This is a genomic window from Pseudomonas sp. 1L-B-1-E-C1 (assembly GCF_057291835.1).
In genome coordinates this window covers 233,456-256,047 of sequence record NZ_JBXAWN010000011.1, presented here as the reverse complement: position 1 = coordinate 256,047, position 22,592 = coordinate 233,456, and the positions used below count along the sequence as shown (strand labels likewise).

Here is a 22,592-nt window from a genome sequence, read left to right as displayed (position 1 = left end):
TACTTGCCAGCGACCTACTGTGCCGTATTACAGTCGCGGTCTATTCGCCGCAGTTTTCCCGACTCGAGTGCCCATGAACGAACAGTTGCAACCCCTCAAGAAACAACCGCGACCAGGCAAAGCCGGCCGCAGCGGGACCCAGGACGATATTGTCTACGCGCATATCTTCGAGGCCATCCTCGAACAGCGTCTGGCGCCCGGCACCAAATTGAGCGAAGAAGCGCTGGGGGAAATCTTCGGGGTCAGCCGCACCATCATTCGCCGCGCGCTGTCGCGTCTGGCCCATGAAGGCGTGGTGCTGTTGCGGCCGAACCGTGGCGCGGTGGTCGCCAGCCCGAGCGTTGAAGAGGCGCGTCAGGTTTTCCTGGCCCGGCGTCTGGTCGAACGCGCCATTACCGAATTGGCCGTGCAACACGCCACCGCCGAGCAGATCGCCGAACTGCGGCAGATGGTCAATGACGAACGCGACAGTTTCTCCCGTGGCGATCGCGGCGCCGGTATTCGTCTGTCAGGCGAATTCCACCTGAAACTGGCGGAAGCGGCGATGAACGCACCGTTGATCAGCTTCCAGCGCAGCCTGGTTTCGCAGACTTCGCTGATCATTGCCCAGTATGAAAGCGGCAACCGTTCGCACTGCTCGTACGACGAACACACTCAACTGATCGACGCGATCGAGAAGCGCGACGGCGAGTTGGCGGTGAACCTGATGATGCATCACATGGATCACATCGACAGCAAGCTCAACCTCGACGAGGAAGGTGCGTCGGATGATCTGCATGCGGTGTTCTCGCATTTGTTGCAGACCAAAAAGCCGGGGCGCTCGAGCGCCAAGCTCTGATCTGAAACCGAGTCGCGGCTTTCGCGAGCAGGCTCGCTCCCACAGGGGAATGCATTTCAAAGGTGGGAGCGAGCCTGCTCGCGAAGACAATCTGACCGCCAACAAAAATCCCCCGGGGCGTGCACCACCGGAGGATTTTTTATGCCTTGGAAAAGGCTTAGCGCTGATGCACCAGCGACCCAGCTGCATACGTCTGCGCCACGGTGCGGTCATCCCCCAGCGTCATCAGCACGAACAACGTCTCGGCAATGTTCTTGGACTGCTTCAAGCGATAGCTGAGCAGCGGCGTGGCGTTGTAATCCAGCACCAGGAAGTCGGCGTCACTGCCCGGTTGCAGATTGCCAATTTTATCTTCCAGACGCAGCGCCCGCGCGCCACCCAGCGTCGCCAGATACAGCGACTTGAACGGGCTCAACCGCGCGCCCTGCAGTTGCATCACCTTGTAAGCTTCGTTCAGCGTCTGCAGCAGCGAGAAACTGGTGCCGCCGCCGACGTCGGTGCCGAGGCCGACATTGAGCTTGTGCTTCTCGGCCATCGGCAGGTTGAACAGGCCGCTGCCGAGGAACAGGTTCGAGGTCGGGCAGAACGAGACCGCCGAGCCGGTTTCCGCCAGCCGCGCGCATTCGTCGTCACACAGATGCACGCCGTGAGCGAACACCGAGCGCTCGCCGAGCAACTGGTAGTGATCGTAGACGTCGAGGTAGCCCTTGCGCTCCGGGAACAGCTCTTTGACCCACTCGATTTCCTTGAGGTTTTCGCTGATGTGGGTCTGCATGTACAGATCCGGATATTCAGTCAGCAGTTGCCCGGCGAGGGCCAGTTGTTCCGGGGTGCTGGTGGGGGCGAAGCGCGGCGTCACCGCATAGTGCAACCGGCCCTTGCCGTGCCAGCGCTCGATCAGCGCCTTGCTGTCGACGTAGCTGGACTCGGCGGTATCGACCAGGTAGTCCGGGGCATTGCGGTCCATCATCACCTTGCCGGCGATCATGCGCAGGTCAAGCTTCTCGGCGGCTTCGAAAAACGAATTCACCGATTGCGGGTGCACGCTGCCGAACACCAGCGCGGTGGTGGTGCCGTTGCGCAGCAGTTCCTTGATGAAGATGTCGGCCACTTCGTCGGCGTGGGCCTTGTCGCCAAACTGGCTTTCGCAGGGGAAGGTGTAGGTGTTCAGCCAGTCGAGCAGTTGCTCGCCGTAGGCGCCGACCATGCCGGTTTGCGGCAGGTGAATGTGCGTATCGATAAAGCCCGGGGTGATCAGCGCATCCTGATAATGGTTGATCTCGATATCCGCCGGCAGGGTTGGCAGCAGTTCGCTGGCGTGGCCGACGGCGCTGATCTTGCCGTCATCGACCACCAGCAGGCCATCCTCGAAATATTCATAGGAGGCTTCGATGCCGACCTCGGCGGGGTCGGCAATGCTGTGCAGGATGGCGGCGCGGTAGGCTTTGCGAGTCAGAGGCATGAGGGTTCTCTAATCAGTTTGAGGCTTTGAGTTTGGCCGCCTGACTGCGGCGCGAGGCGGGCAGCAGTCGGGCAATCGGTTCGGCGCGGGCGCTGTGCTGGCCGAAACTGGCGTTATAGGTGGCGATGATTTCGCCGGCGATGGAGATGGCGATTTCCACAGGCAATTTGCCTTTGACTTCGCCGATGCCCATCGGGCAACGCATGCGTTGCACCACGCTCGGGTCGAAACCACGATCGCGCAGGCGGTGTTCGAATTTGGCGCGTTTGGTTTTCGAGCCGATCAGGCCGAACCAGGTGAAATCGTTGCGCTTGAGAATTGCGGCGGTCAGCTCCAGGTCGAGCTGATGGTTGTGGGTCATGACGATGCAGTAGCTGCCGGCGGGCAGGTCATCGACTTCATCCACCGGTTCTTCGCTGACGATTTTACGCACGCCGTGGGGAATGTGTTCGGGGAACTCGGCTTCGCGCGAGTCGATCCAGCGCACCCGGCAGGGCAGGCTGGCGAGCAGCGGCACGAGGGCGCGACCGACATGACCGGCACCGAACACGGCAATCTGCGCCTGCACCTGGCCCATCGGTTCGAACAGCAACACGGTGGCGCCGCCGCAGCACTGGCCGAGGCTGGCGCCGAGGCTGAAGCGCTCCAGATGGGTGTCCTGCTTGCCGCTGGCGAGCATCTCGCGGGCGATCTGCATGGCTTTGAATTCCAGATGCCCGCCACCGATGGTATCGAACAGGCGGTCGGCGCTGACGACCATTTTCGAGCCGGCGTTGCGTGGCGTCGAGCCGAGTTCTTCGATGATCGTCACCAGCACACAGGGCTCGCCCTGGTTCTGCAGGTCGGCGAGGGCGTCGATCCAGTTGTACATGTTCACCTCGACATCTTCGTTGTCTATGCCGGCCTCTTCGCGAGCAAGCTCGCTCCCACATTGGCAATGCATATCCCTGTGGGAGCGAGCTTGCTCGCGAAAGCCGCGCCTCGGTCCTAGAGCGGAGCCAGCTCGGTTTCAGCTTCTACAGCTTTCACAGCCTTCAACTGACGCATCTGCTCACACCCCCACAACACCCGCTCCGGCGTGGCCGGGGCGTCGATTTTTGGTTGGTGCTGATAATCACCGAGGCTCGCCACGGCATCCTTGATCGCGCACCACGCGGCGATGCCGAGCATGAACGGCGGTTCACCGACAGCCTTGGAATGGAACACCGTGTCTTCCGGGTTCTTGCGGTTTTCCACCAGCTTCACCCGCAGATCCAGCGGCATGTCCGCCACCGCCGGGATCTTGTAGCTGGCCGGGCCGTTGGTCATCAGCTTGCCTTTGTTGTTCCAGACCAGTTCTTCCATGGTCAGCCAGCCCATGCCCTGAATGAAGCCACCCTCGACCTGGCCGATGTCGATGGAGGGGTTCAGCGAGGCACCGACGTCATGCAGGATGTCGGTGCGCAGCATCTTGTATTCGCCGGTCAGGGTGTCGACGATCACTTCGCAGCAGGCCGCGCCGAAGGCGAAGTAATAGAACGGACGGCCCCGCGCCTGACTGCGGTCGTAGTAGATTTTCGGGGTCTTGTAGAACCCGGTGCTCGACAGCGAGACCTGGTTGAAATACGCCTGTTGGACCAGCGCCTCGAAGGTCAGGATCTGTTCGCGCACACGCACGTGGCCGTTGCGGAATTCAACGTCTTCTTCGCTGACCTTGTAGTGTCGCGCAGCGAATTCGACCAAGCGTTGCTTGATGGTCTGCGCTGCGTTCTGCGCGGCTTTGCCGTTCAGGTCGGCGCCGCTGGAGGCAGCGGTCGGCGAGGTGTTCGGCACCTTGTCGGTGTTGGTCGCGGTGATCTGCACGCGATCGATTTCGACCTGGAACACTTCGGCCACGACCTGGGCAACTTTGGTATTCAGGCCCTGGCCCATTTCCGTGCCGCCGTGGTTCAGGTGGATGCTGCCGTCGGTGTAAATGTGGATCAGCGCGCCGGCCTGATTGAGGAAACTGGCAGTGAAAGAAATACCGAATTTCACCGGGGTCAGCGCCAGGCCTTTTTTCAGGATCGGGCTGTTGGCGTTGTAGCGACGGATCGCTTCGCGGCGCTCGGCGTACTGGCTGCTTTCTTCCAGTTCGGCGGTCATCTCTTCGAGCATGTTGTGCTCGACGGTCTGGTAGTAGTGGGTGACGTTGCGCTCGGTCTTGCCGTAATAGTTGGCCTTGCGCACCGCCAGCGGGTCGAGCTTCAGGTGCCGGGCAATCGCGTCCATCACTTCCTCGATGGCGACCATGCCCTGCGGGCCACCGAAACCGCGATAAGCGGTATTCGACGCGGTGTTGGTCTTGCAACGGTGACCGTTGATGGTGGCATCGCCGAGATAGTAAGAGTTGTCCGAGTGGAACATCGCCCGGTCAACGATCGAGGCGGACAAGTCCGGCGAGCAGCCGCAGTTGCCGGCCAGCTCCATGTTGATCCCGTGCAGACGGCCGCTGCTGTCGAAGCCGACGTCGTACTCGACATAGAACGGGTGGCGCTTGCCGGTCATCAGCATGTCTTCGACCCGCGGCAGGCGCATCTTGGTCGGTTGGCCGGTAAGGTGCGCCACCACCGCGCACAGGCACGCCGGGCTGGCGGCCTGGGTTTCCTTGCCACCGAAACCACCGCCCATGCGGCGCATGTCGACGACGATTTTGTTCATCGACACGTCGAGCACTTCGGCGACCAGTTTCTGCACTTCGGTCGGGTTCTGCGTCGAGCAATAAACGATCATGCCGCCGTCTTCGGTGGGCATCACCGAGGAGATCTGTGTCTCCAGATAAAAGTGCTCCTGGCCGCCGATGTGCAGTGTGCCCTGGAGGCGGTGTTCAGCTGTGGCCAGCGCCGAGGCCGAGTCGCCGCGTTGATGGGTGTGGCTGTCGAGCACGAAGTGACGTTTGCGCAGGGCTTCGACGACGTCGAGCACTGGTTCCAGATCTTCGTATTCGATGATTGCTGCCATCGCTGCTTTGCGCGCGGTTTCCAGGTCTTTCGCCGCGACCGCTAGCACCGGTTGGCCGACGAACTGCACGTCATCGATCGCCAGCAACGGATCGCCCGGCATCAGCGGGCCGATGTCTTTCAGGCCCGGCACGTCTTCGTGGGTGATGACAATGCGCACGCCTTCGAAGGCGTAGCACGGCTGCGTGTCGATGCTGAGGATTTTCGCGTGGGCGCGGTCCGACAGGCGTGCATACAGGTGCAACTGGTTGGGGAATTCCAGGCGATCATCGATGTACTGCGCTTCACCGGACACATGCTTGGCGGCGCTGTCGTGCTTGACGCTGCGGCCGACACCGGTGGTCAGGTCCTGGGCGAACAGTTCGGCCAGCTCAGCCTGAGTTTTCTCTACGGCGTGATGGTTAGACATAAGCGGTCACCCGAGTCTCGATGTGCGGTGTTTGCAGTTCGATGAAGTATTTGCGCAGCAGATTCTGCGCGCTGAGCAGGCGATATTCCTTGCTGGCGCGGAAGTCCGAGAGTGGCGTGAAATCTTCGGCCAGCGCGGCGCAGGCACGCTCGATCACCGCGTTGGTGAAGGGCGCGCCTTGCAGCACGGCTTCGCAATGCGCGGCGCGTTTCGGAATCGCCGCCATGCCGCCGAACGCCACTCGGGCGTCGGCGATCACGCCGCTTTCCACGCGCAGATTGAACGCGGCGCAGACGGCGGATATATCGTCGTCCAGACGTTTCGACACTTTATAGGCGCGGAACAACTGCTCGGCGCTGGCGCGCGGGACGATGATTTTTTCGATGAACTCGCTTTCCTGCCGCGCGGTGACGCGATAGTCGATGAAGTAATCTTCCAGGTTCAGCGTGCGGCGGGTTTCGCCTTTGCACAGCACGATCTGCGCGCCGAGGGCGATCAGCAGCGGTGGCGAGTCACCGATCGGCGAGGCGTTGCCGATGTTGCCGCCGAGGGTGCCCTGATTGCGGATCTGCAACGAGGCGAAGCGGTGCAGCAATTCGCCGAAGTCCGGGTACTCGGCGTTCAACGCTTCATAGCAGTCGGAGAGGGCAGTGGCGGCGCCGATCTCGATGCGATCGGCGAAGGTTTCGATGCGCTTCATTTCCGCGACGTTGCCGACGTAGATCATCACCGGCAGGGTGCGGTGGAACTGGGTGACTTCCAGCGCCAGATCGGTGCCGCCAGCGAGCAGCCGGGCTTGTGGGTAAGCATCATAGAGATCGGCCAGATCGGCGACGGTCAGCGGCACCAGGCAACGCTTGTCGCCGCTGTTGAGTTCACCGATATCGGTCGGGGCGATGGCTTTGAGGCGGGCGATGGTTTCGGCTTCGCGGGCGTCGAACTGATCCGCAGGCTTGGCGCAGCAGGATTGTTCGGCGGCGGCGAGAATCGGCCGGTAGCCGGTGCAGCGGCAGAGGTTGCCGGCCAGCGCTTCGTGGGCCTTGGCCTGATCCGGCGCATCGCTGTTCTTTTGCAGGGCGAACAACGACATGACGAAACCGGGGGTGCAGAAGCCGCACTGCGAACCGTGACACTCGACCATGGCTTTCTGCACGCTGTGCAGTTCGCCCTTGTGCTTGAGGTCTTCGACGCTGATCAGTTGTTTGCCGTGCAAGGACGAGACGAAGGTCAGGCACGAATTGAGGCTGCGATAGCGGATGTGTTCACGCCCGGTGTCATCGGTCTGCAACTCGCCAACCACCACGGTGCAGGCGCCGCAGTCGCCGCTGGCGCAACCTTCTTTGGTGCCGGGCTTGCCCACGTGTTCGCGCAGGTAGTTGAGCACGGTCAGATTCGGGTCCAGGGCATGCTCGCTACGGAGTTCCTGGTTAAGTAAAAACTGGATCACGGAAGGCCTCGCAGACTCATTATTGTTGTTAACCGACGTGAACCGAATTTAGCAGGTCTGACTTTTCGGTCAATGGTTTTCTGACTTAAAGGTCAGGAAAATCCATTTCGTCGATCAACAGCGTGTCTATTCAGTATTGACCTTCATCGGTCACTGCGCTTTTTTGCGGGATTCGTGCCAAAAACCGCTGAGTGGGCACTCCGCCATGACCGTGCATTTGCGCTACACTGCGCCGCTTGTGCAGATCGATAGAGTTTGAAGGACAACCATGACGTTCAAGGCGCCGGACAGCCTCGCCGAGCAAATCGCTCACCACCTCGCCGAACGCATCATTCGTGGCGAAATGAAGCCGGGAGAGCGCATCCAGGAACAGAAGGTCACGCTGGCGCTCAACGTCAGTCGCGGTTCGGTCCGCGAAGCCTTGCTGATCCTCGAGCGCCGTCACCTGATCGCGATCCTGCCGCGTCGTGGCGCCCATGTTACCGAGCTGACGCCGCACAAGGTGCAGAGCCTGTGCACGCTGATGAGCGAGCTGTACATCCTGCTCGGCAATTCCGTAGCGAATGGCTGGCAAGTGCAGTCGGACATGGCGCCGTTCGTGCAGATCCAGCAGCGCCTGACCGCCAATTACGAGCGCGGCGATATCCGCAGCTTCGTCGACGACAGCTTCGCGGTGATGCGCGCCGCCTATCCGTTTGCCAACAATCCGTACCTGCAGGAAACCGTCGAGAACCTCCAGCCGGCGATGAGCCGCGCTTATTTTCTCGCCCTCGAACAGCGCAAGGCGGAAATGAGCGAATTCCTCGAACTGTTCGAACGCCTGCTCGCCGCCGTCCTCGCCCGTGATTTGCCGCAGATCCGCATCGTGCTCACGGCGTACGCCCAGCGCAGCTGCGATCTGGTGGTGTCTGCGCTGACGGTTGCCTGAGCGTGCGGCTAAAGTGCATCAAACTGGCGGGGTTCAAGTCCTTCGTCGACCCGACCACGGTGAACTTCCCCAGTAACATGGCGGCGGTCGTCGGGCCGAACGGTTGCGGCAAGTCGAACATCATCGACGCCGTGCGCTGGGTGATGGGCGAAAGTTCGGCGAAGAACCTCCGTGGCGAGTCGATGACCGACGTCATCTTCAACGGCTCGACCAGCCGCAAACCGGTGAGCCAGGCCAGTATCGAACTGGTGTTCGACAACTCCGACGGCACGCTGCTGGGCGAATACGCCGCCTACGCGGAGATTTCCATCCGCCGCAAAGTCACCCGCGACAGCCAGACTACTTATTACCTCAACGGCACCAAATGCCGTCGACGCGACATCACCGACATTTTCCTCGGCACCGGCCTCGGCCCGCGCAGCTACTCGATCATCGAACAGGGGATGATCTCCAAGCTGATCGAATCCAAGCCCGAAGACCTGCGCAATTTCATCGAAGAAGCAGCGGGCATCTCCAAGTACAAGGAGCGCCGCCGCGAGACTGAAAACCGCATCCGCCGCACCCATGAAAACCTCGCGCGTCTGACCGACCTGCGCGAAGAGCTGGAGCGCCAGCTCGAACGCCTGCACCGCCAGGCCGAGGCCGCCAAGAAGTACCAGGAACTCAAATCCGAAGAGCGTCAGCTCAAGGCGCAACTGTCGGCCCTGCGCTGGCAGGATCTCAACGAGCAGGTCGGCCAGCGCGAGTCGATCATCGGCAACCAGGAAGTCAGCTTCGAAGTGTTGGTCGCTGAACAGCGTAACGCTGACGCGGCCATTGAACGCCTGCGCGACGGCCACCACGACCTGTCCGAACGCTTCAATCTGGTGCAGGGCCGCTTCTATTCGGTCGGCGGCGACATTGCCCGGGTCGAGCAGAGCATTCAGCACGGCCAGCAGCGGCTGCGCCAGTTGCAGGACGATCTGAAGGAAGCCGAACGCGCGCGTCTGGAAACCGAATCGCACCTGGGCCACGACCGCACCCTGCTGCTGACCCTCGGCGAAGAGCTGGACATGCTCACCCCCGAGCAGGAAGTCACCAGCGCCGCCGCCGAGGAAGCCGCTGCGGCCCTCGAAGAAGCCGAAACCACCATGCACGGCTGGCAGGAGCAGTGGGACGCTTTCAACCTGACCGCTGCCGAACCGCGCCGTCAGGCCGAAGTGCAACAGTCGCGGATCCAGCAGCTGGAAAACAGCATGGAGCGCCTGGCCGATCGGCAGAAACGCCTCGGCGAAGAGCGCGCGTTGCTTTCAGCCGATCCGGAAGACGCGGCGATCATGGCCCTCAACGAGCAACTCGCCGAGTCCGAAGCGACCCTGGAAGATCTGCAGACCAGCGAAGAAGCGCAGGTCGAAAAGCTCGAACAACTGCGTCAGGAATTACAGCAGGCGTTGACCGCGCAGCAGCAGGCGCAGGGCGATCTACAGCGGCTCAACGGTCGTTTGGCGTCGCTGGAAGCCTTGCAACAGGCCGCACTCGATCCGGGCACCGGCACTGCTGAATGGTTGAAGGAACACAATCTTGCCGAGCGTCCGCGTCTGGCCGAGGGCCTGAAGGTCGAGGCCGGTTGGGAGCTGGCGGTGGAAACCGTGCTCGGCGCCGATCTGCAAGCGGTGCTGGTCGACGATTTCAGCGGTTTTGATTTGTCCGGTTTCACTCAAGGCGATTTGCGCCTGCTCAGCCCGGCCAGTGATGGCGTGCGGGTGGCCGGCAGTCTGCTGGACAAAGTCGAGGCGCAGATCGATCTGTCGCCGTGGCTTGGCCAGGTCAAACCGGTCGACAGCCTTGAACAGGCGCTGGCCTTGCGCGGTCAGTTGAGCGCCGGGCAAAGCCTGATCAGTCGCGATGGCTATTGGGTGGGACGACACTTTTTACGCGTTCGTCGCGCCAGCGAAGCGGAAAGCGGCATGCTCGCCCGCGGCCAGGAAATCGAAGACCTGCAACTGGAGCGCGAAGAGCGCGAAGCCACGGTCGAGGCCATGGAAACCCGTCTGCAAACCTTGCGTGCGCAACAGCGTCAGCAGGAAAACGGCCGCGAACATCTGCGCCGTTTGCTGCAGGACGAAGCGCGCCAGCAAGGCGAACTGAAAGCGCAGTTGTCCGCCGGCAAAGCCAAGGCCGAGCAACTGACATTGCGCCGCACCCGGCTCGATGAAGAGCTGGTCGAACTCGCCGAACAGCGTGAGCTTGAGCACGAACAGGTCGGCGAAGCGCGCATGCAATTGCAGGAAGCGCTGGACGCCATGGCACTGGATACCGAGCAGCGCGAGTTGCTGCTGGCCCAGCGCGACAGCCTGCGCGAACGCCTCGACCGCGTGCGTCAGGAAGCGCGGCAGCACAAGGATCACGCCCATCAATTGGCCGTGCGTCTCGGCTCGTTGCGTGCCCAGCACGATTCCACCCGGCAGGCGCTGGAGCGTCTGGAAATGCAGGCCGAGCGTCTGACCGAAAAGCGCGAACAGTTGAGTCTGAATCTGGAGGAGGGCGAGGCACCGCTGGAAGAGTTGCGTCTGAAACTCGAAGAACTGCTCGACAAGCGCATGACCGTCGATGAAGAACTCAAGACTGCGCAGATCGCCCTGGAAGACGCCGATCGTGAATTGCGCGACGCGGAAAAACGCCGCACCCAGGCCGAACAGCAATCGCAGTTGATTCGAGGCCAGCTCGAACAACAACGCATGGAATGGCAAGCCCTGACCGTACGGCGCAAGGCTTTGCAGGATCAACTGCTTGAAGACGGCTACGATCTCAACGGCGTGCTTGCGACATTGACCGCACAAGCCAGTGAACGCGAAGCCGAAGAAGAACTCGAACGGATCAACGCGCGGATTCAGCGCCTGGGTGCGATCAACCTCGCGGCCATCGATGAATACACGCAACAATCTGAGCGTAAACGTTATCTGGATGCGCAGGACGCCGATCTGGTCGAAGCGCTGGAGACCCTGGAAAACGTCATCCGCAAGATCGACAAGGAAACCCGTAACCGTTTCAAAGATACCTTTGATCAGATCAACGGCGGTTTACAGGCACTTTTCCCGAAAGTTTTCGGTGGCGGGCGCGCGTATTTGGAACTGACGGGCGAAGATCTACTCGATACAGGGGTGACGATCATGGCGCAGCCGCCCGGGAAGAAGAACAGCACCATCCATTTGCTCTCCGGCGGCGAAAAAGCCCTGACTGCACTGGCCCTGGTTTTTGCCATCTTCAAGTTGAACCCGGCACCGTTCTGCATGCTCGATGAGGTTGACGCGCCACTGGATGACGCTAACGTTGGACGCTATGCACGCCTGGTCAAAGAGATGTCGCAGACCGTGCAGTTCATCTACATCACCCACAACAAGATCGCCATGGAAATGGCCGAGCAGTTGATGGGCGTGACCATGCATGAACCGGGTTGTTCGCGACTGGTGGCGGTGGATGTCGAGGAGGCGATGGCGATGGTGGATGCCTGAGTCGCTGTGGTGTCGGAATAGTTTTGCAGGTCTGTAGGACTTTTTACTGACGTCGGCTGGATGGCCAATCGACATATTCGCGCAAGCCAAATGAGACAGACGGTGTAAAGTTGTCTTTGGTCGTGCTAGTTTAATGTCAATTTTTCGTATACGTGGGCAAAACGCCTGTCAGAACATAGAGTTGGCGCCACGTTTTAAAGCGGTTTACGCAGTGTAAACCCCTTATTTTTCAGCATTTTTTATAGAGGCACGGGATTACATGGAAATCGGTCTGCGCGAGTGGCTGATCGTCATCGGCATCATTGTGATAGCCGGTATTCTTTTCGATGGCTGGCGCCGTATGCGCGGCGGCAAGGGAAAGCTGAAATTCCGTCTCGACCGGAGCCTGTCCAATCTGCCGGACGAGGACACCAGCGCCGAGCTGTTGGGCCCGGCCCGCGTGCTGGACACGCACAAGGAGCCGCAACTGGACGAGCACGATCTGCCGTCGGTGAGCATGCCCAACCGCGAAGCCCGCGAGCCGCGTGAATCCGGTTCGAAACGTGGCAAGCGCGGCAGCAATGGTCCGGCGCAGGGCGACCTGAACCTCGACCTCGATCTGGACGGCGGTCCGAGCTTCAGCAGCCGTGATGACGATTTCGCCGAAGACAGCAAGCCTGCAGCGGCCGTGGCGGAAAAGGATCAGCCGCAAGCCGAAGAAGTCCTGGTGATCAGCGTGATCTGCCGCGACCCGGCCGGCTTCAAAGGCCCTGCGCTGCTGCAGAACATTCTCGAAAGCGGCCTGCGTTTCGGCGAGATGGACATTTTCCACCGTCACGAAAGCATGGCCGGCAACGGCGAAGTGCTGTTCTCCATGGCCAACGCGGTCAAGCCGGGCATTTTCGATCTGGACGACATCGACCATTTCAGCACCCCGGCGGTGAGCTTCTTCCTCGGTCTGCCAGGCCCGCGTCATCCGAAGCAGGCCTTCGACGTGATGGTGGCGGCAGCACGCAAGCTGTCCCAGGAACTGAACGGCGAATTGAAAGACGACCAGCGCAGTGTTCTGACCGCGCAGACCATCGAACACTACCGTCAGCGCATTGTTGAATTCGAACGCCGCGCATTGACCCAGAAGCGCTAAGGCCAGATCAAAAGATCGCAGCCTTCGGCAGCTCCTACAGAGGGTCGCGATACTGTAGGAGCTGACGAGTGCAACGAGGCTGCGATCTTTTGGCCCCGCCGCCGATAATGGAATGAACTGGAGCAGCCTCGGCTGCTCTTTTGCTTTATGAGAGAACACCCATGACCGCCGCCAAAACCCGCATTCTAGAGCTGCGCGCTGAGCTGGATCAGCATAACTATCGCTACCACGTTCTCGACGAGCCGAGTATTCCGGATGCCGAATACGACCGCTTGTTCCACGAGCTCAAGGCGCTGGAAGCGGCCAATCCGGAACTCATCACCAGCGACTCGCCGACCCAGCGCGTCGGCAGCATGGCGCTGACTGCGTTCACCCAGGTGCGTCATGAAATCCCGATGCTCAGCCTCGGCAACGCCTTCGAAGAGTCCGACATGCGCGAGTTCGATCGCCGCGTCAACGAAGGTCTCGACGTGCCGGTGGGCGATCTGTTCGGTGGCGGCTCGGCGGTTGAATACAGCTGCGAGCCGAAGCTCGATGGCCTGGCGGTCAGCCTTTTGTATCAGGACGGTTTGCTGGTGCGCGGTGCTACCCGTGGCGATGGCACCACCGGCGAAGACATCAGCGTCAATGTGCGCACCGTGCGCAACATTCCTCTGAAACTGCACGGCGAGGGCTGGCCGGCGACGCTGGAAGTACGCGGCGAAGTGTTCATGTCCAAGGCCGGTTTCGAGCGCCTCAACGCTTCGCAACTGGAGATCGGCGGCAAGACCTTCGCCAACCCGCGTAACGCGGCAGCAGGCAGTCTGCGCCAGCTCGATTCGAAGATCACCGCCAACCGGCCGCTGGAATTCTGTTGCTACGGCATTGGCCAAGTGTCCCACGATATTTCCGACACCCACATCGGCAACCTCAAGCAGTTGCAGAAGTGGGGCATGCCGATCAGTCACGAACTTAAACTGGCCAAGGGCATCGATGAATGCCTGGCGTACTACCACGACATCGGCGCACGGCGTAATGCGCTGGCTTATGAAATCGACGGTGTGGTGTTCAAGGTCAACAGCATTGCCGATCAGCGTGAGCTGGGCTTCCGCGCCCGCGAGCCGCGCTGGGCGATCGCGCACAAATTCCCGGCGATGGAAGAACTCACCGAGCTGCTCGACGTTGAATTCCAGGTCGGCCGCACCGGCGCGGTGACGCCGGTGGCGCGTCTGAAACCGGTGAAAGTCGCTGGCGTCACCGTGGCCAACGCCACATTGCACAACATGGACGAAGTCGCGCGACTGGGCCTGATGATCGGCGACACGGTGATCATCCGCCGCGCCGGCGACGTGATTCCGCAAGTGGTGCAGGTGGTCACCGAGCGTCGCCCCGATGACGCGCGCCCGGTGGCCATTCCTGAAAGCTGCCCGGTCTGCGGCTCCCACGTTGAGCGCACGCAACTGGTCAAACGCAGCAAGGGCAAGGAGACCTTCAGCGAAGGCGCGGTGTATCGCTGCGTCGGCCGACTGGCCTGTGGCGCGCAGCTGAAGCAGGCGATCATCCACTTCGTCTCGCGCCGGGCCATGGACATCGAAGGTCTGGGCGACAAGAGCGTCGAGCAACTGGTCGATGAAGGTCTGGTCAGTTCTCCGGCCGATCTGTATGCGCTGAAATTCGACGACATCGTCGATCTGGAAGGCTTTGCCGAGGTCTCGAGCAACAAGCTTCTCAAAGCCATCGAAGACAGCAAGCAACCGAGCCTGGCACGTTTCATCTACGCCCTCGGCATTCCCGATGTCGGCGAAGAAACAGCCAAGGTGCTGGCACGGTCGCTGGGTTCACTGGAGCGCGTGCAGCAGGCCTTGCCGCATGTGCTGACCTACCTGCCGGATGTCGGCCTGGAAGTGGCGCACGAGATTCACAGTTTCTTCGAGGATGCGCATAACCGGCAGGTGATTACCGAATTGCTCGGCCATGGTTTGCAGATCCAGGACCAAGGCGAGTTGGGTGCGGAGTTCGCCGCCAGTACCACGTTAGGCGGCTTGCTCGACAAGCTGCATATTCCTTTCGTCGGCCCCGGTGGTGCGCAGAAACTGGCCGACCGCTTCGGTTCACTCGAGGCGGTGATGAACGCTGACTGGCTGGACATGCGTCAGGCATTGCCCGAGAAACAGGCCAACTCGGTGCGCGAGTTCTTCGCCTCGCCCGAGAATCGCCAACTCGCCGAGCAGTCTGAGCAACAACTGCGCAATTTCGGCATGCATTGGCAGAGCGAGAAGAAAGTCGTTGAAGGTTTGCCATTGTCCGGCGAAACCTGGGTGCTGACGGGCAAGGTCGAACTGATGAGCCGGGATGTGGCCAAGGATCACCTGGAAAGCCTCGGCGCCAAGGTCGCCGGTTCCGTCTCGGCGAAAACCCATTGCGTGGTTGCAGGCCCGGGTGCCGGATCGAAACTGACCAAGGCCAATGAGCTGGGCGTGAAGGTCATGGACGAAGAAGCGTTTATCGCCTTCCTCAAAACCCACGGCGTCGCCGTTTAAGATCAGAAGATCGCAGCCTGCGGCAGCTCCTGCACGGTAAGTGCTTCGCCGCGCAGTTGTGGATGTTTGCTGATCTCCTGTAGGAGCTGCCGAAGGCAGCGATCTTTTGCTCTGCACCCCGGAAAAGTGCGGGAACGATGTTGCTGTCAGGATGATCTAGTCTTGGCCAGTCCCAGGGAGAGATCGCCATGCACCGCTTTTTCGAGCAGCTCAGTTCCCGCATCATCGCGCCGTTCGTGGCCGGATCCTCACGCAACAGCAAAGTCTGGCCGTGCCGTTGTGGCCAGTCGCTGTTCTTTCGCAACAGTCAGTGCCTGGCCTGTAACGCCTTGCTTGGTTATCAACCCGAACAAAGTCGCCTGACCTCGCTGCAACCGGGGCCGGAAGAGGGCACCTGGACGCTCGACGTCGATCCCGACGCCGGCCTGTTCCGCCGCTGCGCCAACCTCGACATGCCCGCCGCCTGCAACTGGCTGCTGCCGGCCAACGATCACGATACCTTGTGCATCGCTTGCAGCCTCAACCGCACAATCCCCGACCTGTCCGTTGCGGAGAACCCTGAGCGCTGGCGCAAGGTCGAAATCGCCAAGCGCCGCCTGGTCGCGCAACTGATCACTCTCGGCCTGCCGGTGATCCCGAAAACCATGGATGAAGAAACCGGGCTGGCGTTCGACTTCATTGGAGTCGACTTGCAGGGCAATGCGCCGATGACCGGCCACGCCAATGGCCTCATCACCCTCGATATCCAGGAAGCCGACGATGCCCATCGCGAGCAGATCAGGGCGCAGATGCACGAGCCCTATCGCACGCTGCTCGGGCATTTTCGCCACGAGGTCGGCCACTATTACTGGGATCGCCTCATCGCCAACGGTCCCTGGCTCGGCGCATTTCGCAACCTGTTCGGCGATGAGCGTGCCAGTTACGCCGAGGCGCTGGACCGGCATTATCAGCAAGGCGCGCCACTGGACTGGCCGCAACACTACGTCAGCGCCTACGCAACCATGCACCCGTGGGAAGACTGGGCGGAAACCTGGGCGCATTACCTGCACATGATGGACGCGGTGGACACCGCGCTGGGCTTCGGCATGAGCGCACGGGAAATGGATTTCGACTACCAGCCGTTTCCGACCAGCACTCTGTACGACCCCGAGCATCCCGGCGGGAGCGCGTTTCTGTCATTCGTCAACGCATGGATCGAACTGGCCGGCATGCTCAACGAACTGTCGCGCAGCATGGGCCAGCCGGATTTCTACCCGTTCGTACTGCCAGCAGCGGCAATCGCCAAGCTGCACTTCATTCATCTGGTGATCCAGCAGGCGGGCGGTCGCGCAGACGAAGTCCTGGCCCTGTAGGAGCTGCCGCAGGCTGCGATCTTTATGTCCTTGAACCCGTTCATGTTTTTTATCTGCAACCAACGGTTGTAACTTCATCTCAGACAGGTACAATGGCGCGGCTCGCCGACAGGCAAGCGTCGTTATGGTGACCCCATCGGTCCCCCCGCAACGATTACCCGTGAACCTGGTCAGAGCCGGAAGGCAGCAGCCACAGCGGGAACATTGTGTGCCGGGGTGTGGCTGGTGGGGGCACCACCTTAACGAACCAGCCAAGGTTTCAGACAGAACTGCATGGGTTTCGCCCACTGCGGTTTTTTTATGCCTGCGATTTGGCTTTTGGCGTTGATCCGCTATCAGAAACGCTCAGATGAGCAGCGCAGCGTTTCGTTGCCCGTGCGGCTGCCGACACCGAACAGTGGCATACTCCCTCGCCTGGCATCGAGAGGTAAGGCAAGTGGGTGAAATTGACGATCTGACCCGGGAAAAACTGCGCGAATGGCAGTTACGTCGTCTGGAAGTCAAAGCGCAGATGCAGGAACAGCCCGAGCGCACGCTGGAGCTGTCGCGAGTGCTCGACCTGATGGATGAAGAGCATGCCGCGATTCTGGCGGCTTCGACCGTGTTCAACGCGGTTGAAGAAACGGCGCAGCCGGTCGAAGTGGAGGCGCAGCCAGCCATCACCGAGTCGGAGTCCGGCAAGTACCACGTGCAACTGCACGCCACCGCTAAAAGCCCTGAACACCTGCGCAAACTGCTGGAAATGGCGCTCTACGAAGTGCAGGCACAGATCGATGCGGGCTCGGTGACTGACTGCGCAGATCGACGCGGCATGTCCGGGACGCTGGGCGACTACTTCTTCGAGCTGCGGATCCACCCCGAGGCCGGCAATGAGGGATGCTTGCCGCCCACCCATGAACTGCGCGACGAGAATGACCAGGACTGATCTGGTGTTGTGTCAAAGCCCAGGCGGCGAGGTTGTATGCACCCGGAACATTTTGATTTGGCCACCCCGGTACTTCTACCGATCAGCCATGATGCATGTATGGCGTTGTTGCAGCCCGAGGGTGAAGCGGCACTGGCCGACCTGTCTGACCCGGAACTGGCGGCGGTGCTGGTTATCCAGAACCTCGCCCAGGCAGCGGAACAGGATTTGAGCGCCAGCGCGGCAGAGAAAATTCTCGCCCGACTCATTGACTGGTCCGTCACCTCCCGGCGCTCTGGATCGACGGGACTGATTTCCGAGGCGCGGCGATTGTTCGATTCGCGCAAGTTGTATTTCGGCCTCAATGCACTCAAGGGCCTGAACCTGCGTTTTCTCATGGCTGACGAAGTCACTGCGCAGGAATACCTGTTGCCCGACGGGCAATGGGATGTCGACTACAAGATTCGCCATCAGAAACAGAACAACCCGTTCAGTCAGCAAATGGTCACACCGCGCGAGCGTGAGCACTGGTTAAGCGCCGCGCAGGACAAGCTGCTGCGGACCTTTCGCGCCAATCTCGACGAAGACCTGCACGTGCAGGGTTATGCGGGGATCGGCAAGAGCTACATGCTCAGCGCGCTGATCGAATGCCTGCGCTCGAAGCGAACCCTGGTGTTGGCGCGTACCCCGGCAAAACTGGCGACGCTGCGCAAGCACATCATGCAAGTGCACGACACGGAAATTGGCCAGACCTTTTTCGACTTTGCCCAGGCCCAGTTGCTAGGCCCCCGGTTGCATATGGCCAGGACGCCAGCGCGGATCCCGAGCAAGCAGGCGCTGGCGCAGGAACTGAATATGTTCGGCTTTCGCCACCACGACGGGCAGGGCACCCTTGAGGTCTGTCTGCGCGTGCTGGAGCTGTATTGCGCATCAAGAGATCACACGCTGTCCGCCAGGCATCTGCCACATTTCCAGCAGCCTTTGACCGGCGCAGACTCGCAAGCGCTGCTGGAGTACTCCAGTCGCCTGTGGGTCTATCTCGAAGCCAACCCGGCCTGGGCCAGCCAGAGCGGATTTCAGACGTTGTTGATGATCAAGCGCGCCAGTCTGGCCGGTTGCCGCGTCCCGCCGCGCTACACCCATGTGATCATCGACGAAAGCCAGGATGTGCCGGCATCGCTGTTGCAGATCATCGAGCGCGGGAAGCAGGTGCTGATCACCCTCGGCGATGAATATCAGCGGGCCAAGGGCGAGCCGCTCAAGCGCAAGCGTGAAGTGCGCCAGAGCGATATCTGCTATTCGGTGCGCTCGGGGCGCAACGTCGAGCGCCTGGTCAATCCGCTGATCTCGCGCCACACGCAGAAGAGCAAAGTGCCGTTTGAAGGTGCTCGCCATGCTGACGTCGATATCGAGTACTACCCGCAAGCCTTCGTACCGCCCGAGGGTTGCGTGGTGTTGACCGCGTCACCGTGGGACACGATGATGTGGGCCATCCACCTGCACGATTGCAATTGCGCCTTCAGTTTTCCCGACCGGGAAGCGCAGGACGACATCAAGCATTTCATGACCACCGCTATCGAGCTGTTCCGCCGCGACTTCTACAATGCCGGCTCCAGCGAGAAAGGGCCGCACCCGTATTTCAGCGACATGGCCGATTGGCGGCAAGTGCGCGAGGCCAACCGCTTCGATGAAGCCTTTCTGTGGATCGAAGCGCAGCTGCAAGAAGGCTTCAGGATTGCCGACCTGACCCGACTGAGCCAGAGGATCATCGAGCCGGGCAAGGCCTGTCTGTTGATGATGGCCGAGCAGGCCGGCGGCATGGAGTTCAGGCGCGTGCTGTTGACGCGGGCCTTGCTCAGCAATGAGAAATTCAAGGACGCCTATGAGTTCGATCAGCGCATCTGCGCCGTGTACATCGCCGTGTCCCGCGCCCGGCAGCAGCTGTACCTGCCTTATGACGTGGTGGAATGGATCGATTATCACCACAGCCGCGAGCCGAAATTCCGCGAATCGCACGGTTATTGAGCGGCCAACCCTGTGGGAGCGAGCCTGCTCGCGAAGGCGTCGGCACGTTCAACATCTGAGTGGCCTTACACAACGCTTTCGCGAGCAGGCTCGCTCCCACAGGGGTTAGGGTGTGGTTGAAGAGCTGCCGGTGTAGAGCCGGATGATGTCGTCTATCTCGCCGGACATTTTCATCCGCAGCAACGTCCGCAGAATCCGCTGCACCGGCACTTTCGGGTCGTTCCTGACATAGCAGCCGATATGCTGTTCCTGCAGCACCGCGACCCCTCGCAACTGCTGCTCCGGCAACAGGCGCTGATTGATCCAGTCCAGCGTCCACTGATTGCTTACCGCGTAGCGATAGCGTCCGGCGAGGAGCTTTTCCAGCACCTGTTCCTGATTGCGCGCGTCTTCGCGTTGCAACCGGTCGGCGTCGAACAGTGATTGCAGGGTCGGGTAGCTGTAACCGAGGACGGTGCCGATGGCCTGTCGCGGCAGATCGGCGGGATTGATCTGCGCCGATTGATCTTCGCGGCTGACCAGCAGGTCACGCTGAAACCACAGCGGCACGCTCCAGATGTAATCGCCGGACTGATTCGGCAGCCACGACTGTGCGGCATAGCAGCGCACATCGATGTCGCCGTGTTCCATGGCGCTCTGGACCCGCGCGCGCGGCAGGACGATGAATTGCGCCGGTGCGCCAACCTGGGTCGCCAGACTGAGCAGGATGTCGTGCAGGATGCCCTGGGTCGGTCTGCCGCCTTGAAGTTGCACCATCGGCATCGCCCAGCTATCCGGCACGGCGAAGCGCAACGGCGCTTGTGCGGCCATCGCGTTGAGGCTGATTCCCAGCAATGCCCCCAGGGCCCACCGCATAAACGCTCCGGTCATTCGCCGTCCCGAGCCGATAAAAGCCTCTGCTGATGCAGCTTAGCCATATTAGACGAGGACACCGGATGCAATTTTGCCCTTGCTCCGCTAGCATTAGCCGCTTCTGCTTCCTTCGCTGCGACGGTTTTCGATGAGTTATCAGGTTCTTGCACGTAAATGGCGTCCGCGCTCGTTCCGCGAAATGGTCGGCCAGACCCATGTGCTCAAGGCTCTGATCAATGCCTTGGACAGCCAACGGCTGCACCACGCCTACCTTTTCACCGGGACGCGCGGGGTCGGCAAGACCACCATTGCGCGGATCATTGCCAAGTGCCTGAACTGCGAGACCGGTATCACCTCCAGCCCCTGCGGCGAATGCTCGGTGTGCCGCGAGATCGATGAGGGCCGTTTTGTCGATCTGATCGAAATCGACGCCGCCAGCCGCACCAAAGTCGAAGACACCCGCGAACTGCTCGATAACGTGCAGTACGCGCCAAGTCGTGGGCGCTTCAAGGTCTATCTGATCGACGAAGTGCACATGCTTTCCAGCCATTCCTTCAATGCGCTGCTGAAAACCCTCGAAGAGCCGCCGCCCTACGTCAAGTTCATCCTGGCGACCACCGATCCGCAGAAACTTCCGGCAACTATTCTTTCGCGCTGCCTGCAGTTCTCCCTGAAGAACATGACGCCCGAGCGTGTGGTCGAGCATTTGACCCACGTGCTCACGGCGGAAAACGTCCCGTTCGAAGACGATGCACTGTGGCTGCTCGGCCGCGCCGCCGATGGCTCGATGCGCGACGCCATGAGCCTGACCGATCAGGCCATCGCGTTCGGTGAAGGCAAGGTCCTCGCGACCGACGTGCGGGCCATGCTCGGCACGCTGGATCACGGTCAGGTCTATGACGTGCTGCATTCGCTGATCGAGGGCGATGCCAAGGCGCTGCTCGAAGCCGTGCGGCATCTGGCCGAGCAAGGCCCGGACTGGAACGGCGTGCTCTCGGAAATTCTCAACGTGCTGCACCGTGTGGCCATCGCTCAGGCGTTGCCGGAAGGCGTCGACAATGGCCACGGCGACCGTGATCGCGTATTGGCCCTGGCCCAGGCGTTGCCGGCCGAAGACGTGCAGTTCTATTACCAGATGGGTCTGATTGGTCGCCGCGACTTGCCGCTGGCGCCGGACCCCCGTGGCGGTTTCGAAATGGTCTTGCTGCGGATGCTGGCGTTCCGCCCGGCGGATACCGCGGACGCGCCGAGGCAACCGCTAAAGCCAGTGGGGATCAGCCAGGCCACAGTTGATTCCGCAAACTCAGTGGCTGCCGCGCCGAAGCCTGCGCCGGTGGTCGCTGCGGCTGTTGCGCCGGCACCTGCTCCCGCACCGGTAGCGGCGCCGACTCCCGAGCCAGAACTTGTGGCGCCGGTGGTCGAAGCGCAACCGGAGCCTGAGCCCGTCGCCGTCGAAGCTGTGGTCGATGTGCCGTGGAACGACCCGGTAGAAGTCGAGCCCGAACCTGCGCCCGTTCAGCAACCCGCCGTCGAACCGGTGCTGGAAACCGCTGGCGAGCAGCCGGAATTGCCGCCGATGCCGCTGCCGACCCCGGACAGTGTGGTGCCGGATGCGCCGGAGTGGGCCGCCGCGCCGATTCCCGAGCCGTCCGTCGCTGACGTCGACGCAGCCACCCCGGGCATCGACCTCGACGACGAACCGCCGCTGGACGAGGACTACATCGAGCCGGACATGGATTCGGCCTATAGCTACCTCGACGAACTGGCCAGCGAACACGCCGCCGACCCTGAACCCGAGCCCGAGCCGGAACCTGCCGCCGCGCCGGCAACCGGTCTCGCCCTGCAATGGCTGGAGCTGTTCCCGAAATTGCCGATTTCCGGCATGACCGGCAGCATCGCCGCCAACTGCACGTTGATTGCGGTCGATGGCGATCATTGGCTGATGCACCTTGATCCTGCCCACAGCGCACTGTTCAACGCCACGCAACAACGGCGTCTCAACGATGCGTTGAACCAGTTCCACGGGCGCACGCTGACGCTGACCATCGAGCTGATCAAGCCCGAGCAGGAAACCCCGGCCCAGGCCGCCTCCCGCCGCCGCGCCAATCGCCAGCGCGAGGCGGAGGAATCGATCCATGGTGATCCGTTCATCCAGCAGATGGTTCAGCAGTTCGGTGCGGTGGTGCGAAGCGATACTATTGAACCTGTCGACGCCTTGGTCACCCAAGGCTAATAACTGAAGGTGCTCGGCCACGAGGGCCGGG

14 protein-coding genes and 1 other RNA gene are annotated in these 22,592 nt (G+C 61.3%); 10 read left to right on the top strand and 5 right to left on the bottom strand.

The window, feature by feature from the left end; genetic code table 11:
- The first annotated feature begins 73 nt into the window (after positions 1-73).
- Positions 74-838 carry a GntR family transcriptional regulator gene (locus AC0Z4S_RS20390; protein ID WP_485624382.1) on the top strand — a complete coding sequence of 255 codons (765 nt, stop codon included), beginning with the start codon at positions 74-76 and terminating at the stop codon, positions 836-838.
- Between the two features lie 157 nt (positions 839-995).
- On the opposite strand, the gene guaD is transcribed toward AC0Z4S_RS20390, so the two are convergent.
- From guaD to xdhA, 4 genes are all read right to left on the bottom strand, one after another.
- Positions 996-2,300 carry a guanine deaminase gene (guaD, locus tag AC0Z4S_RS20385; protein ID WP_485624381.1) on the bottom strand — a complete coding sequence of 435 codons (1,305 nt, stop codon included), beginning with the start codon at positions 2,298-2,300 and terminating at the stop codon, positions 996-998.
- A gap of 13 nt (positions 2,301-2,313) precedes the next feature.
- On the bottom strand, positions 2,314-3,171 hold the full coding sequence (gene xdhC / locus AC0Z4S_RS20380; protein WP_485624380.1) for a xanthine dehydrogenase accessory protein XdhC: 858 nt from the start codon (positions 3,169-3,171) through the stop codon (positions 2,314-2,316).
- Between the two features lie 116 nt (positions 3,172-3,287).
- Positions 3,288-5,687, bottom strand: a complete 2,400-nt coding sequence (gene xdhB, locus AC0Z4S_RS20375; RefSeq protein ID WP_485624379.1) for a xanthine dehydrogenase molybdopterin binding subunit — start codon at positions 5,685-5,687, stop codon at positions 3,288-3,290.
- A complete protein-coding gene (gene xdhA, locus AC0Z4S_RS20370; RefSeq protein WP_485624378.1) occupies positions 5,680-7,134 on the bottom strand; it encodes a xanthine dehydrogenase small subunit in 1,455 nt (484 codons plus the stop codon). The genes xdhB and xdhA overlap by 8 nt, the downstream gene beginning before the upstream one ends.
- A gap of 268 nt (positions 7,135-7,402) precedes the next feature.
- Between xdhA and AC0Z4S_RS20365 the strand changes: the two genes are divergently transcribed.
- The 8 genes from AC0Z4S_RS20365 to AC0Z4S_RS20330 all read left to right on the top strand — a co-directional run bounded on the left by AC0Z4S_RS20365 (position 7,403) and on the right by AC0Z4S_RS20330 (position 19,476).
- Positions 7,403-8,062, top strand: a complete 660-nt coding sequence (locus tag AC0Z4S_RS20365; protein WP_039763015.1) for a GntR family transcriptional regulator — start codon at positions 7,403-7,405, stop codon at positions 8,060-8,062.
- 2 nt (positions 8,063-8,064) lie between these two features.
- Positions 8,065-11,553, top strand: coding sequence for a chromosome segregation protein SMC (smc, locus tag AC0Z4S_RS20360; RefSeq protein WP_485624377.1), 3,489 nt, complete (start codon positions 8,065-8,067; stop codon positions 11,551-11,553).
- Between the two features lie 259 nt (positions 11,554-11,812).
- Positions 11,813-12,676 carry a cell division protein ZipA gene (gene zipA / locus AC0Z4S_RS20355; RefSeq protein WP_016773851.1) on the top strand — a complete coding sequence of 288 codons (864 nt, stop codon included), beginning with the start codon at positions 11,813-11,815 and terminating at the stop codon, positions 12,674-12,676.
- Between the two features lie 161 nt (positions 12,677-12,837).
- Positions 12,838-15,195 (top strand): NAD-dependent DNA ligase LigA, encoded by a 2,358-nt coding sequence (gene ligA / locus AC0Z4S_RS20350; protein WP_485624376.1) that lies wholly within the window; start codon positions 12,838-12,840, stop codon positions 15,193-15,195.
- A gap of 188 nt (positions 15,196-15,383) precedes the next feature.
- Positions 15,384-16,547 (top strand): zinc-binding metallopeptidase family protein, encoded by a 1,164-nt coding sequence (locus AC0Z4S_RS20345; protein WP_485624375.1) that lies wholly within the window; start codon positions 15,384-15,386, stop codon positions 16,545-16,547.
- Positions 16,548-16,681: 134 nt separating this feature from the next.
- Positions 16,682-16,778, top strand: an RNA gene (ffs, locus tag AC0Z4S_RS20340) — signal recognition particle sRNA small type.
- Positions 16,779-16,983: 205 nt separating this feature from the next.
- Complete coding sequence (locus AC0Z4S_RS20335) at positions 16,984-17,472, top strand: hypothetical protein (protein ID WP_485624374.1); 489 nt, start codon at positions 16,984-16,986, stop codon at positions 17,470-17,472.
- 36 nt (positions 17,473-17,508) lie between these two features.
- Entirely contained in the window at positions 17,509-19,476 is a 1,968-nt protein-coding gene (locus AC0Z4S_RS20330) for a hypothetical protein (RefSeq protein WP_485624373.1), read from the top strand.
- 105 nt (positions 19,477-19,581) lie between these two features.
- Here AC0Z4S_RS20330 and AC0Z4S_RS20325 read toward each other — a convergent pair whose 3' ends face one another.
- Complete coding sequence (locus AC0Z4S_RS20325; RefSeq protein WP_485624372.1) at positions 19,582-20,331, bottom strand: substrate-binding periplasmic protein; 750 nt, start codon at positions 20,329-20,331, stop codon at positions 19,582-19,584.
- A gap of 145 nt (positions 20,332-20,476) precedes the next feature.
- On the opposite strand from AC0Z4S_RS20325, the gene dnaX reads away from it, so the two are divergent.
- Positions 20,477-22,561 carry a DNA polymerase III subunit gamma/tau gene (dnaX, locus tag AC0Z4S_RS20320; protein WP_485624371.1) on the top strand — a complete coding sequence of 695 codons (2,085 nt, stop codon included), beginning with the start codon at positions 20,477-20,479 and terminating at the stop codon, positions 22,559-22,561.
- The last annotated feature ends 31 nt before the right edge of the window (positions 22,562-22,592 follow it).